12 protein-coding genes are annotated in these 13616 nt (G+C 66.8%); 6 read left to right on the top strand and 6 right to left on the bottom strand.

The window, feature by feature from the left end; all coding sequences use genetic code 11:
• Window positions 1–650 precede the first annotated feature (650 nt).
• Together V7787_RS36870 and V7787_RS36865 are read left to right on the top strand one after the other, a co-directional pair.
• A complete protein-coding gene (locus tag V7787_RS36870) occupies window positions 651–3284 on the top strand; it encodes a TonB-dependent receptor (RefSeq protein WP_336092507.1) in 2634 nt (877 codons plus the stop codon).
• Between the two features lie 196 nt (window positions 3285–3480).
• Window positions 3481–4356, top strand: a complete 876-nt coding sequence (locus V7787_RS36865; protein WP_336092504.1) for a DUF4349 domain-containing protein — start codon at window positions 3481–3483, stop codon at window positions 4354–4356.
• Window positions 4357–4392: 36 nt separating this feature from the next.
• Here the strand turns inward: V7787_RS36865 and V7787_RS36860 are convergent, their stop codons facing one another.
• Window positions 4393–4689 (bottom strand): hypothetical protein, encoded by a 297-nt coding sequence (locus V7787_RS36860; protein WP_336092502.1) that lies wholly within the window; start codon window positions 4687–4689, stop codon window positions 4393–4395.
• Between the two features lie 114 nt (window positions 4690–4803).
• Between V7787_RS36860 and speG the strand changes: the two genes are divergently transcribed.
• A complete protein-coding gene (gene speG / locus V7787_RS36855; RefSeq protein ID WP_336092499.1) occupies window positions 4804–5373 on the top strand; it encodes a spermidine N1-acetyltransferase in 570 nt (189 codons plus the stop codon).
• Window positions 5374–5663: 290 nt separating this feature from the next.
• On the opposite strand, the gene V7787_RS36850 is transcribed toward speG, so the two are convergent.
• A complete protein-coding gene (locus tag V7787_RS36850) occupies window positions 5664–6608 on the bottom strand; it encodes a peptidylprolyl isomerase (protein ID WP_336092496.1) in 945 nt (314 codons plus the stop codon).
• A 14-nt stretch (window positions 6609–6622) separates the two neighbouring features.
• Window positions 6623–7087, bottom strand: a complete 465-nt coding sequence (locus V7787_RS36845) for a hypothetical protein (RefSeq protein ID WP_336092493.1) — start codon at window positions 7085–7087, stop codon at window positions 6623–6625.
• A 222-nt stretch (window positions 7088–7309) separates the two neighbouring features.
• Here V7787_RS36845 and V7787_RS36840 point away from each other — a divergent pair, with 222 nt between their 5' ends.
• Both V7787_RS36840 and V7787_RS36835 read left to right on the top strand, forming a co-directional pair.
• A complete protein-coding gene (locus V7787_RS36840; protein ID WP_336092490.1) occupies window positions 7310–7675 on the top strand; it encodes a PadR family transcriptional regulator in 366 nt (121 codons plus the stop codon).
• Window positions 7672–8670: a sensor domain-containing protein gene (locus V7787_RS36835; protein WP_336092488.1), complete on the top strand. Its 999-nt coding sequence runs from the start codon at window positions 7672–7674 to the stop codon at window positions 8668–8670. The genes V7787_RS36840 and V7787_RS36835 overlap by 4 nt, the downstream gene beginning before the upstream one ends.
• 196 nt (window positions 8671–8866) lie before the next feature.
• On the opposite strand, the gene V7787_RS36830 is transcribed toward V7787_RS36835, so the two are convergent.
• Both V7787_RS36830 and V7787_RS36825 read right to left on the bottom strand, forming a co-directional pair.
• A complete protein-coding gene (locus tag V7787_RS36830; RefSeq protein ID WP_336092485.1) occupies window positions 8867–10117 on the bottom strand; it encodes a polyhydroxyalkanoate depolymerase in 1251 nt (416 codons plus the stop codon).
• A gap of 278 nt (window positions 10118–10395) precedes the next feature.
• The gene (locus tag V7787_RS36825) at window positions 10396–11004 is read right to left on the bottom strand and encodes a class I SAM-dependent DNA methyltransferase (RefSeq protein ID WP_336092482.1); all 609 of its coding nucleotides are present in this window, start codon (window positions 11002–11004) and stop codon (window positions 10396–10398) included.
• Window positions 11005–11111: 107 nt separating this feature from the next.
• On the opposite strand from V7787_RS36825, the gene V7787_RS36820 reads away from it, so the two are divergent.
• Window positions 11112–11564, top strand: a complete 453-nt coding sequence (locus V7787_RS36820) for a CopD family protein (protein WP_336092479.1) — start codon at window positions 11112–11114, stop codon at window positions 11562–11564.
• A 216-nt stretch (window positions 11565–11780) separates the two neighbouring features.
• Here the strand turns inward: V7787_RS36820 and V7787_RS36815 are convergent, their stop codons facing one another.
• Window positions 11781–13490 carry an alkaline phosphatase gene (locus tag V7787_RS36815; protein ID WP_336092476.1) on the bottom strand — a complete coding sequence of 570 codons (1710 nt, stop codon included), beginning with the start codon at window positions 13488–13490 and terminating at the stop codon, window positions 11781–11783.
• Window positions 13491–13616: the final 126 nt, after the last annotated feature.

Genomic DNA, 13616 nt, shown 5'->3' with positions numbered 1-13616 from the left:
CGCCGTCCCCGGCCAAACCCTCGATCGCCTTGCGTGGCGGGCGTTGCGGCTGAACAGGGCGGTGTGTGGCGGCTCGGCTCGAACGGCGTGGCTGGCGATTTTTTAGCCAATCCGGTTGTGCGACTTGATTGACATCGCTTTATCGCGATGCAACATAAGCCCGTCGCCGGCCCGAGCCGTGACCTTCCTCCGCAACCGAAACCATCGCCGTGAACGCACCCCGTCCGACCCGCATCTCATCCGCCAATCGCCGCGTCGTCGGCGGGTGTCGAATGACGATGTGTCGGCGCTGAGACTGCCGCGCTCCGCGCACGCCTCGCATTCGTTCCCCGGTTTTCAGGTTGCCGCTCATGTCGTCCGCATCGCCCGCATTGCCCGTTTCGCGCTTGCGCACCCGCCCATCGCTCGCGCGAATGTGCGCGATGTGCATGTGTAGCGGGCGGGTGACGCCGACGCGCTGAGCGATCGCCGGCCAAACCTGCCGAACCTTTCCCACCGTCCCGCGCGGCGGGCGACCTGCGGTCAAGACCGCATTCGTCTCTCTCCCCTCCCAACGACCGCGTTGCGCTGAGCGCAACGGCGGCGGCCGCGCGCCGTCGCGGGCCGGCTTTTTCTTCCGTTTCCCTCTCCCACGTCTTGCAGGAATCCCGATGTCCCAGTCCGTTCGCAATCCCGCAGTGCGTTACCGACCTTTGTCGTTGGCGCTGGCCTTGGCCCTGGCCGCGCCGCTGGCGCAAGCCGCCGATGCGGCCGCCGAACCCGGCGTGACCCTGGACGCGGTCCAGGTCACCGGCAGCAACCTCAAGCGCAGCGACGAAGCCGGCGTCAATCCGGTGTTGGTGATCGACCGCGCGCAGATCGAAAAGAGCGGCAAGGTCACCGTCTCCGACCTGCTGCGCAGCCTCACCGTCAACAGCGGCAACAGCTTCAACGAGCAGTACACCGGCAGCTTCGCCAACGGTTCGGCCGGCGTGTCGCTGCGCGGTTTGAGCCAGAAGAACACCCTGGTGCTGGTCAACGGCTATCGGGTGGCGTCGTACGGCTTCGCCCACAACACCCAGGACAACTTCGTCGATCTCAACGCGCTGCCGCTGGGCGCGATCGAGCGGGTGGAAATCCTCAAGGACGGCGCCTCGGCGCTGTACGGTTCCGATGCGATCGCCGGTGTGGTCAATCTGATCCTGCGCCGCAAGATCGAAGGCATCGAACTCGACGCCGCGTACGGTGCGGCGACCGAAGGCGGCATCGATCAACACAGCATCGGCCTGCGCGCCGGCCACGGCGATCCGAGCGCGGACGGCTACAGCCTGCGTTTCAGCCTGGACGTGTTCAAGCGCGGCCAGCTCAACGCCGACGAACGCGACCTCACCCGCGACGGCGACTACCGCGATCAGCCCGGCGGCCGCTTGGCCGGTTGGTCGAACCAGGGCGGCGCGTTCCTGACCAATCCGCGCGCGCCGGTGGCATTCGCTTGCCAGCCGGGCACCCAGTCGCGTCCGTACAGCGATTTCGGCAGCCCGCTGCCGGGCAACGCCTGCGCGTTCAACACCCAGCCCTACCGCACCCTGATTCCCGACGTCGAGCGCTATCAGGCCTTGGTCGCCGGCGATGTGTGGTTCAACGACAAGGTCCAGGGCTTCGGCGAAATCATCTACAGCACCAGCCACAACGGCACTTATTTCAGCGCGCCGATGACGGTCGGCGCGGGTCTGCGCGCTTACGACCGCAGCACCGGGCGCCTGGTCGATATTCCGGCGGTGCTGCCGGTCGGCCATCCCAACAATCCCAACGCGGTGCCGACCCCGTTCGAGTATTCGTTCCTGGACCTGGGCGCGCGCTACAAGATCAACAAGTCCGAGTTCTCGCGCGTGCTGTTCGGCGTGCGCGGCAAGGGCGAGGTGTGGGATTGGGAAGTCGCCGGCAGCCATTCGCAGAGCGAGCAGCACGAGTACGTGCGCAACTTCCTCAACCGCTACGCGTTCGAGCAAGTACTGGCCAACGGCAGCTACGATTTCCTCAACCCCTCGCGCACGCCGGGCGTGTTGGACGCGCTGCGTCTGTCGACCCGTCGCCCGGGCACGTACCGCTTGAGCACCTTGAGCGGCAAGATTTCCGGTTTCCCCTGGCAGTGGCGCGCCGGCGATGTCGGCGTCGCCGCCGGCGTCGAGTTCCGCGATGAGGCCCAGGACGCGCGCACCAGCCCGCAAGTGCTGTCGGGCACCGAACTGCGCCCGGCGATCAACCTGATCGACGGCGACCGCCGCGTCGCCGCGGCGTTCTCCGAATTCAGCCTCAAGCCGTGGGAGCAGGTGGAAGTGCAGCTGGCCGGCCGCGGCGATCACTACAGCGACTTCGGCAGCGCGTTCTCGCCCAAGCTGGGTGTGCGCTGGCAGGTCAGCGACGATTGGCTGCTGCGCTTGAACGCTTCGCGCGGTTTCCGCGCGCCGTCGCTGCCGGAAATCGCTCAGAGCACCACCATCAGCTACGGCTCGGTGATCGATCCGTTCGACCCGGTCCAGCCGGGCGCTTCGCGCGGCGTGACCATCCTGCGCGCGGGCAATCCGGATCTGAAGGCCGAGCGTTCCAGCAACGTCAACCTGGGCGTGTTGTGGGCGCCCGACGCCGACACCAGTGTGGGCATCGATCTGTACCGCATCCGCCAGGACGACCTGATCGCGTCGGACGATGTGCAGTACGTCGTCTCCAACCCGCAAAGCAACCCCGGCCGGATCACCCGCGACGCGCAGGGCCGTTTGCAGCTGGTCGAGAACCGTTACACCAACCAGGGGTCGCTGACCACCACCGGTTTCGATATCGAAGGCCGCAAGGTGTGGCATGCCGGCGATTCCTCGTGGACCCTGGACGGCACGTGGACCCGCCTGCTGAGTTACGAGCGGCCGCAGATCGCCGGGCAGAGCGCGCTGGAAGGCGCCGGCGGCAACCGCTTCGGCGCGTTGCCGAAGTGGCGCGGCATCAGCTCGCTGGCGTACGCCCGCGGCGACTGGAACGCGCAGCTGTCGTGGCGCTACATCGGCGGCTACAAGCAGCAGGTGGTCGATGCGCGCAGCAATCCGGGCCTGAGCGCCAAGGTCGACGATTACCATCAGTTCGATCTGTACCTGGGCTATGAAGGCCTGCGCGATACGACCTTGTATGTGTCGGTGCAGAACCTCGCCGACAAGGCGCCGCCGTTCGATCCGGCCGGCGGCGCGCTGCCGTACGACATCAGCCAGTACGACGCGCTGGGGCGGTTCGTGACCGTCGGTTTCAAGCACAAGTTCTAAACGCGGCAGGCACGACCTGGAAACGGGCGGCGGGCGGATCCGGACGGATTCGCCTGTCGCCCGTTTCGTTTCCGGGATCGACCCCGAACCGCGCGTGCGTTCGTTGATCCGCTGGTGGGCGACGCGGGCCGGGCTGGATCGGGCGCGCGGTGATGGCATAGTGCCGTCTGCCACTGATGGCGGGAGAGAACGCACGATGGATACGAAATCGATCGCCGCACGGACCGGCGCGATGCTGCTGAGCGGCGCATTGCTGGGCGCGGCGATGCTGGCCGGTTGCAGCCAGAAACACAGCGAGATGAAGGCCGAGGACGCCGCATACGCGCCGGCAGTGCCGATGGCGAACATGGCCAAGCCCGGGTCCGGCGGCGGCGACGCCGACAAGCCCGACCTGGGCGTGTTGCTGGCTTACGAGCACCGCGTCCAGATCCGGCTGCCGGGCGAGCGCATCGCTGCTCAGGCTGCGGCGGTGCAGAGCGCCTGCAGCTCCGGCAAGTTCGGCGCCTGCGCGGTGCTGGGCATGACCCAGAGCGGCGGCGACGATCCCTCGGCGATGCTGCAGGTGCGGATCGTGCCCAGCGGCGTGGAGCCGCTGATCGGCGTGGCCGGCAAGGGCGATGAAATCTCCGAGCGCAGCATCCAGGCCGACGATCTGGCCACCGCGGTGCGCGACAACGCGATGCTGCAGGACCGGCTGAGCAAGGAACATGCGCGGCTGCTCGAATTCCAGGGCCGCAAGGACCTGAAGATCGCCGACGTGTTGACCCTGTCCAACCGCATCGCCGAGATCGAATCGCAGTTGCAGGGCGCGCAGCAGGAAGCCGCGCAACAGCAGCGGCGCATCTCCACCCAACTGGTCACCTTGAATTTCCAGACCACCCGCAGCCAGGAAAGCCGCAGCGAGATCGGCGAGGCCTTGCGCGACTTCGGCGGCATCGTCGCGGCGGTGATCGCGTTCCTGATCCGCGCCTTCGCGGTGTTGCTGCCGGTGAGCATCGTCGGCGGCATCGGCTTGTGGCTGCTGCTGAAGCTGTGGCGCGCGCGCAAGCGGCGCAAGGCGGCGGCGGGCTAAGGCTTTTCGTCGAGGCCGGGCGCGGCGCGCCCGGCCTCAGCGTTCTTCTTCGCTCTCGAACTCGACCAGCACGTCCAGATCGAAGGCCAGCGCCTCGACCGCTTCGCGGACTTTGTTGGCGGTCGATGGATTGGGCGCGTCGATTTCCAGTTCGTGCACGCCGGGGCCGGCGTCGTCGGGCAAGCCGGCGGAACTGGAATCGGAATCGTCCATGTGCGGCATCAGATCGGCGACTTCCTCGACGTGCTCGATGCCGTCCAGGCTGGACAGCAGATTGCCGATCGCACGGGCGTCGTCGTCGTTGCCGGTGATGCGCAATCGAAGCAGGGGCATGGCGGTGGCCTGACAGCGAGGGGAGCCCGCAGGCTAGGCAGGCGCCGGCTAAGAGCGCGTGAAGCGTCACAAAGCGTCACACCGGCTGCATGGGGTGCGAGTAGGCTAGTGGGCATGAATACGACCTCCGAAACCGTTTCGCCGCCGGCTCCCGTCAACGGCGTCACATTGCGCCCGCTGGAACGCGGCGATCTGCATTTCGTCCACGTGCTCAACAACAACCGCAGCGTGATGGGTTATTGGTTCGAAGAGCCTTACGAGTCGTTCGTGGAGCTGGAGGAGTTGTACCGCAAGCACATCCACGACCAGTCCGAGCGCCGTTTCATCGTTCAGGACGGCGGTCAGGAGCGGGTGGGGCTGGTGGAGTTGGTGGAAATCGATCATCTGCATCGGCGCGCCGAGTTTCTGATCATGATTTCGCCCGAGCAGCAGCGTCGCGGCTATGCGCGCGCGGCGACCCGGTTGGCGATCAACTACGCGTTTCGGGTGTTGAATCTTTACAAGCTGTACTTGCTGGTGGACGTCGATAACCACCGCGCGATTCAGATCTACGAAGACGCCGGGTTTCAGCGCGAAGGCGTGCTGGTCGATGAGTTCTTCAGCGACGGGCGTTATCACGATGTGGTGCGGATGTGTTTGTTCCAGCATCAGTTGCTGGGAAGAGTCGGTACGCACGCGGGCTAACCGCTTTCCCTTCTCCCGCTAGCGGGAGAAGGTGCCCGAAGGGCGGATGAGGGGCGATCAGGTCGCGAAAGCGATCGTCGTCTCGTGGCCCTCACCCCAACCCCTCTCCCGCAAGCGGGAGAGGGGCTCAATCACCGCTTTTCCTTCTCCCGCTCGCGGGAGAAGGTGCCCGACAGGGCGGATGAGGGCGCGCGACCTATCGAGCAACGACGCGAGTTGGCTTGCCCTCACCCCAACCCCTCTCAGCCTTGCACACCCTTCGGGCGCCGCAAGCGGGAGAGGGGCTCAAGTCACCGCTTCGCCGCTCCAGCCTCACGCACCGGCAACGGCACATTACAAATATTGATGTGCCCCGCCGGCCGCTTGTAAAAATCGTCCTGCCGATTGCGCCGCGATTCCACCAAGTCCGCGAACAACGGCGTATCCGTACGCAACACCTCGATCTTCGCCCGCTCCGCCTCGGGCACATCGGCCGCCAAACGGATCGCGCGGATCGGGGTACGCTCGGCCGCGGTCGCGTAGAACCCCAGCGGGCCGGTGCCGCGCGGCAGCGCCGACAGCAGTTCCATGCCCTGGATCACCCGGCCGACCGTGGTGATGTTGAGATCCAGATGGCGCGGCGATTGCCCGATGACCACATACAACTCGGTGCCGTTGCTGGAATCGGCGGCCAGATCGCGCCCGGCGCCGACGGTGCCGTAGCAATGGGCCAGCCAACTGTCGCCCTTGTCGGAACTGCGCGCGGCGGGGAAACCGTCGATGAAGCCCGCCTGCGGCGCCCAGCCGTCGGGATCGGGCAGCACCGTCATCGTCAGCCCGGCGCTCTTGCGCGAAAACTCGGCCGGCAGTTTGCTTTTGACCTTGTCGCCGAACGGCTTGCGCTTGGCCGGATCTTCGCTGTCGGCATCGCCCCACTGCACCACGTAGTTGTCGTGCGAGCGGTTGATGCTGAGCCCGTTCCAATAACCGTTATGCGCCAGCGCGCGGATGTTGGCCACGTGCTCGGGCGCGAACTGCGGCGCCAGTTCGATCACCACCCGGCCGCGCGCCAATTCCAGATACAGGGTGTTGCGCGGGTCCAGCGTGCGCCAATCGGTGGGCTGGCTGGCGTCGAGGACCTGCTGCATGGTGCGGGCCTTGGCCGGCGCGGACGCGTTGGGCTGCGCGCTCAGCGGGGCGGCGAGCGCCGCGCTCAGGGCCAGGGCGAGCAGGGCGGTGGTGCGCTTGCGGTGCATGGGCGATCTCCAGATCAGGATTGGCGGGCGTAGTCGCCGCGGATGAATTCGGCGAAATCGCTTTGGCCGGGGAAGCGGTTTTCGATCGTGAAGCGGTAGCGGTCGCCGGCGAAGTCGTAGCGGTAGCGCGCTTCGCCGCGCGGGGTGACTTTTTCGAAATGCAGGGTGTCGCCTTGCCAATGCCCGCGCGCGGGTTGCGGCGGAAAGCCCATCGAGTCGAACCACCACCACAGCACGTCGCCGCTGTCGGGTTCGATCAAAAACACGCCGTGGCCGCGGAACACCACCTGGCCGTCTTTCTCCTGCCGGTAGTCCTGCAACAGCGCGGTGCCGTCCAGCCCGACGCGGTAGCTGCCGTGGCCGGTCGCCGGGCCGCCCGGGCCCCAGGGCGAAGGCGAGGCCAGCTCGGGGCCGGACCAGTCGCCGGCGAAACGGTGCAGCAGGGCCAGCTGGATCGGATCGGGACGCGGAAATTCCATGGCGACTCCGGTGGTGGCGGTGGGTTGGCGAAGCGTAACGGGTATAGCGAGGAGTGAGCGGAGAGGAGTGAGGAGTGAGTAGAAGCCGGAGGGTGGCTCTGGCTTTTGCTCACTCCTCACTCCTCTCCGCTCACTCCTGCCCTTATGACTACCGGCACATTCGCTATACCGAACTTCGCAATAGCATCAGCTCCAAGATAGTCCTGCCGCCCGAGGCCCGCCGTGACCGAGCTCGACAGCCAATTGCGCAAGTTCCAGAAAGAGCTGAGCGCCGGCACCGTTTCGCTGGCTTTGCTGGCGGTGCTGGGCGCGGCCGAGGAGCCGATGTACGGCTACCAGATCGCCAAACGCCTGGAGCGCGAAGGCGAGGGCGTGCTCAGCGGCAAGCAGAGCGCGCTGTATCCGGTGCTGCGCAATCTGGGCGCGGCGGGTTTGCTGGACAGCTATGTCGAGCCGTCGGTGACCGGGCCGCCGCGCCGCTATTACCGCATCACCGAAACCGGCCAGGCCGTGCTGCGCGAATGGACGCAGGCCTGGCGCGCCACCCGCGATTCCGTCGATTCCGTACTCCAGGGGCTGAACTCATGAACGCCATAGCCGGCACAGGCCACTACCCGAACTCCGACGCGCCCTCGAGCGAGAGCGCATCGGCGCAGGCGGGCGCCAGCGTCGAGAGCGGTTCGTTGCCGCATTCGATTCCCGAATACCTCGATCGTCTGCGCGCGGCCTTGCGCGGCGCCGATCCGGCCCTGATCCAGGACGCGCTGTACGACGCCGAGGAATATCTGCGTTCGGAAATGGCCGAAAACCCGGGCCAGAGCGAGGCGCAGGTGATCGCCGCGGTCGCCGGCAGCTACGGCGCGCCCGATGAGGTCGCCGAGATCTACCGCGACACCGAGGTCAAGGTGCAGACCGCGCTGCGCGCGCCCAAGCCGGCGCCGCGCAAGTCGCTGATCGGCCGGTTCTTCGGCGTCGCGCTGGAGCCGCGCACTTACGGCGCGCTGCTGTACATGCTGCTGTCGCTGGCCACCGGCACGTTCTACTTCACCTGGGTCACCACCGGCGCTTCGCTCTCGCTGGGCCTGCTGATCCTGATCATCGGCGTGCCGCTGCTGATTCTGTTCATCGGCTCGGTGCGGGTGCTGGCGCTGGTGGAAGGGCGCATGGTCGAGGTCATGCTCGGCGAACGCATGCCGCGGCGGCCGCGTTACAGCAACCGCGAACGGCCGTGGATGCAGCGGATCAAGGACATGTTCACCGATCCGCTGACCTGGGGCACCTTGCTGTACATGCTGCTGATGATGCCGCTGGGCACGCTGTACTTCAGCATCGCGGTGACCGGGCTGGCGCTGTCGTTGTCGCTGATCCTGCTGCCGCTGGCGCAGTTGTTCGGCCTGATCGACGGCCTGGTGCGGGTCGACGGCCTTACCTTCTTCGGCCCTTGGGAGCCGTGGGCGATGCCGGTGTGCGCGTTGATCGGCATCGTGCTGTTGTTCGCGATGCTGCATGTGGCGCGGGCGATCGGTTATGCGCATGCGCAGTTGGCCAAGCACTTGCTGGTGCAGTGGGCGCAGCGCGATTGAATCAGGCCGCACCCATGCGCAACAACGACGAAGCCGGCCGCGAGGCCGGCTTCGTCGTTTGCGCGGATCAATCGTTCCAGCAGACCTTCCTGTAGGCGGCGCGAACGATCGGGCATAGGCGGCGTTTTGCGGCCGCGCAAACGCAATCGCGCCGGACGGGCCGGCGCGATTGCGGTTGCGGCGCGAAGCCGAGAGGTTACTTCGCCGCGTTCTTGGCGATGAAGTCGCGCACCCGCGGGTAGACCTGCTCGCGCCAGCGGCGGCCGCTGAAGATGCCGTAGTGGCCGGCGCCGTCGACGGTGATGTGCTCGCGGTCTTTCTTGGCCACGCCGGTGCACAGCGTGTGCGCGGCGCGGGTCTGGCCCTGGCCGGAGATATCGTCGAGTTCGCCTTCGATGGTCAGCAGCGCGGTGTTCTTGATCGCGCCCGGGTCGACCCGCTCGCCGGCCACGTCCCACAGGCCGCGCGGCAGCAGGTGCTGCTGGAACACCACGCGGATGGTGTCGAGGTAATACTCGGCCGGCATGTCGAGCACGGCGTTGTATTCGTCGTAGAAGCGGCGATGCGATTCGGCGTCTTCCAGGTCGCCCTTGAGCAGATCCTGATAGAAATCCCAGTGCGACTGGAAATGCCGCTCCGGGTTCATCGCCATAAAGCCGCTGTGTTGCAGGAAGCCGGGATACACGCGGCGGCCGCGGCCGGGGAAATTGGCCGGGACGTGATGGATCAGATTGCTTTCGAACCACCACAGCGGCTTGTGCACGGCCAGGTCGTTGACCTTGGTCGGGCTTTCGCGGGTGTCGATCGGCCCGCCCATCATCACCAACGAGCGCGGCGTGGTTTCGCCGCGCGCGGCCATCAGCGACACCGCCGCCAGCACCGGCACGGTCGGCTGGCAGACGCTGATCACGTGCAGGCTGTCGGCGCCGATCAGGCGGATGAAGTCCTGGATGTAGCCGACGTAATCGTCCAGGGTGAAGGCGCCGTCCTCGCTCGGGACCATGCGCGCATCGACCCAGTCGGTGATGTAGACCTTGTGGTCGCGCAGCAGCGTCTTGACCGTATCGCGCAGCAGGGTGCTGTGGTGGCCCGACAGCGGCGCGACCACCAGCACCGGCGGATCGTCCTTGAGCTCGGCGATGTTGTCGGCGTCGTCGGCGTAACGCTTGAAGCGCAGCAGCCGGCAGAACGGCTTGCGCTGCATCTCGCGTTCGATCACCGGATAGGCGTTGCCGTCGATCTGGACCGAGTGGATGCCGAACTCGGGCTTCTCGTAGTCCTTGCCGATGCGGTAGAGCAACTCGTAGCCGGCGGCCAGGCGCGAGGCGCCGGGCACCGAGGACAACCAGCTGCCGGGCGCGGCGAACATCTTCGCGCCGGCGTCGGCCCAGTAGGTCATCGGGGCCATCCAGGCGCGGCCGAGTTCGTGCATTTGGTAAAGCAGCATCGGGTCGGACTCTCAGTGGCGGACGTACTGGCGCCGGAGCGTAGCGGGTTCCGGCGCGGGCGTTTGCTGCGGCGCAGCATAACGGATTGGGATGGCGGTCGCGTGAATGGCGATGCCGGAAGGCGCCCCGTCAACAGGCGCCCCCTTTGAAAAAGGGGGCGAGCGGCCCGGGAGGTACGAAGTGGGGACGGGGTGGCGCGCGGGGGATTGGTTCGAGCAAGAGCAAATCCCCCCTAGCCCCCCTTTTTCAAAGGGGGGAACAGCAAGGGCGCTGGGGCTTAGCCCTGCGTCTCCAGGGCCGCGGTGCCGCCGCTCAGGGCCGGGCTCAACCACAGATGCGAACCCAATGCCTCAAACCCCTGCGCCGCGAAGCGCTCGCGATAGAACTTCGCCGGCCGACGCTTGAACCCGACCGTATCGCCTTCGATCCCGTCCTCGCGGGTGAAGGTCTCCAGAAACGCCACCCCGCCGCACAACTCGGCCAGGCCGGGCAGGCCGCGGTCGAGTTCGCGCGTGTCCAGGTAATGCAGCACGTCGCTGCAGATCAGCAGATCGGCCGGCGCGCACGGGCGCAGGAATTCGAAATCGCCGAACCGGGCCAGATGCAGGTTGCGGCTGCGACCGAAGCGCGCAGTGGCATATTCGCTGCTGTCGAATCCGAGATACTGCACGCGCGGACGCAGTTTCAGCAGCGGCGCGCGCCACGGGCCTTCGCCGCAGCCGATGTCGAGCACGCTGCGGATCGGGCGTTCCAGGTGGTACTCGGCGCTGGCGACGGCCAGCGCGACCTTGCGCGCCAGCCGCGCGGCGCCGCCGATGGCCTGGTCTTTCAGGGCCGGGTCGCGGTACCAGCGTTGGAAGTAATCGGCGTCGTACTGTTTGCTCATCGTGGCCGTGGGTCGCGGTGGAGCGTGGCATCCTAACGCGACGCGCGGCTCCGGGCCGCATCGCCATCTTTTCCCGTCACTGCCAGCCTGCCTCCAGGAAGCCCGCGATGAACGCCTATTTGTGGACCAAGACCTTCCATCTCGTATTCGTGATCGCCTGGATGGCCTCGGTGTTCTATCTGCCGCGGATCCTGGTCAACATCGCCGAGGCCGGCGATGAGCCGGCGGTGCGCGCGCGGCTGGTGTTGATGGGGCGCAAGCTGTATCGCTTCGGCCACATCATGTTCGGTATCGCGTTCTTGTGCGGGTTGTTGATGTGGCAGGGGTATCGGGTGTTCGGCGACGGGTTGCCGCAGATGTTCGCGGTCGGCGGGTGGTTGCACGTCAAGCTGACGTTGGTGGCGGTGTTGCTGGTGTATTTCATCTTTACCGGACGCTGGCTCAAGGGGCTCGACAAGGGCCGGGCGTTGCCGTCTTCGCGGACGTTGCGGTTGTTCAATGAGCTGCCGTTGCTGGCGTTGATCGCGATCGTTTGGTTGGTGTTGGCTAAGCCGTTTTGAGGCTAACAGCGAATCCCCCTTAATCCCCCTTTTTCAAAGGGGGAGACTGGTTGCGGGGCGGTTTGAAGGTTCGCGCCCCTGACGCAACAAAAAACGGCGACCGCGAGGTCGCCGTTTTTGTTTTCCAGCTGAGTACCGAATCCTCCTAACCCCGTGCCGTTCCCCCCCTTTGAAAAAGGGGGGCAGGGGGGATTTGCTCCGCAAATCAAGCGAACCTCACTTCCCCTTGAACTCATCCGCCTTAGGCAACGTCACCGGCACCCCATTGCCATCGCAATCCCCCTTCCCGCACAACGCCGCGCGCAGCGTCGGCATCGACTGCATCAGGAAGTGATAGATCGTGTTCTGCTCCACGCTGCCGCGCACCGCGCTGCTGCCCGGGCCGCGCGCCCAGATGCCGACGTCGTCGCCGCCGTGGGTTTCGTTGCTGGTCGGCACCAAGGCTTCCTGCATGTAATCCGGCGCTTGCGTATCGACGTGGGTCAGATCGGGCCGACCCTTCTCGATTTCCTGCATGCCGCTGGCGGTGTGCGGGAACTTGTGCGGGCCTTCGGGCTGCTGCGAACTCGCGCCGGTATAACCCGGGCCGTTGCTGTAGTTGAGCGTGGTGTAGGGCTTGCCGAGCGCGTCGCGGGCGTAGTCGTTGGCGTCGCCGTCCTCGCCGCTGGTGCCGCGCACCTTGCCCAGCATCGGGTTGCCGCGGGTCGGATAGCCGACGAAGCTCAGGGTGTGCGAGTGATCGGCGGTGACCAGGATCAAGGTGTCCTCGGCCGAAGTCGCCTTGTTCGCCGCGTCGACCGCTTCGCTCAGCGCGATGGTGTCGGTCAGCGCGCGGTAGGCGTTGCCCATGTGGTGGGCGTGATCGATGCGGCCGCCTTCGACCAGCAACACGAAACCCTTGTCGCCCTTCACCTTCTTCAGCCGCTCGATCGCAGCCAGCGTCATTTCCGCCAGCGACGGCTCGCCCGCGCCGTCTTGCGGGCGGTCGTGTTCGAACTGCATGTGGTCGGGTTCGAACAGCGCGAACAGCGGCTTGTCCTTGGGCGCGGCGGCGAATTGCTTGGCGTTCCAGACGTAGGCGCCGCCGGGGTGGCGCTGCTTCCAGGTCGCGATCAGGTCGCGGCCGTCCAGGCGCTGGCCGACCTTGTCGTCGTATTCGGGATCGCGCTGTTCGACGGTCATGAAGTTGCCGCGGCCGCCGCCCATCAGCACATCCGGGCCGGTGCCGTAGGGCGATTCGATCATTTGCCGGGCGATGTCGAGGCAGCCCTGGGCCTTGGCCTTGTCGGTCAGGTCCATGTCGTTTTCCCAGTTGCGATCGGCCGAATGGCTGAAGGTCGCGCCCGGGGTGGCGTGGGTGACGCGGGTGGTGGTGACCACGCCGGTGGCCAGGCCGTTGCTGGCGGCCAGTTCCCACAAGGTCAGCATCGGCGCCTGCAAGGCCGCGGCGCAGTCGCCGCGCAGGCCGGCCTGGCCGATGCTGAGCACGCCGGCGCGGGTCTTCACCCCGGTGGCCATCGCGCTCATGGTGCCGGCCGAATCCGGGGTCTGCGAATCGGTGTTGTAGGTCTTGCTGAGCGCGGTGGCGGGGAAGCGTTCCCAGCTCAGGCGGTTTTCTTCGCCCGGCGCGTCCTTGAGCTGGCCGGCCAGGATGCGCGCGGCGGCCACCGTGGTCAGGCTCATGCCGTCGCCGACGAACAGGATCACGTTCTTGGCCTTGGCCGAGGACGCGCCGCGTTGCGCGGCCTGGGCGGCGCCGTCGCGATACCACCACGCCGGGGTTTCGCCCTGCGGGTGCTTGATCTGCGGGACATCGACGACGACCCCGGCCGCCGGCGCATCGGCGCGGCTGACCGGCGCCGCCGCGGCGCAGGCGGTCAACAGTGCGGGAACCAGGAGGACGGAAGCGGAACGCAGCTTGGACATGGGCGGGCCGGGCGTTGGGAATGACAAGCCGGCGATTATGCCCTGGACGTGTGACCGCGGTTGGGCGAGGGCGCCGCTTGCGTGGGCCCGAGGTTTGCCTGTCGTGGCGGTCCGCTGGATCGCCGG

The organism is Pseudomonas sp. CGJS7 (genome assembly GCF_036961695.1).
The sequence above is the reverse complement of the archived record's forward strand: the minus strand, read 5'-3'. Positions and strand labels throughout refer to the sequence as shown.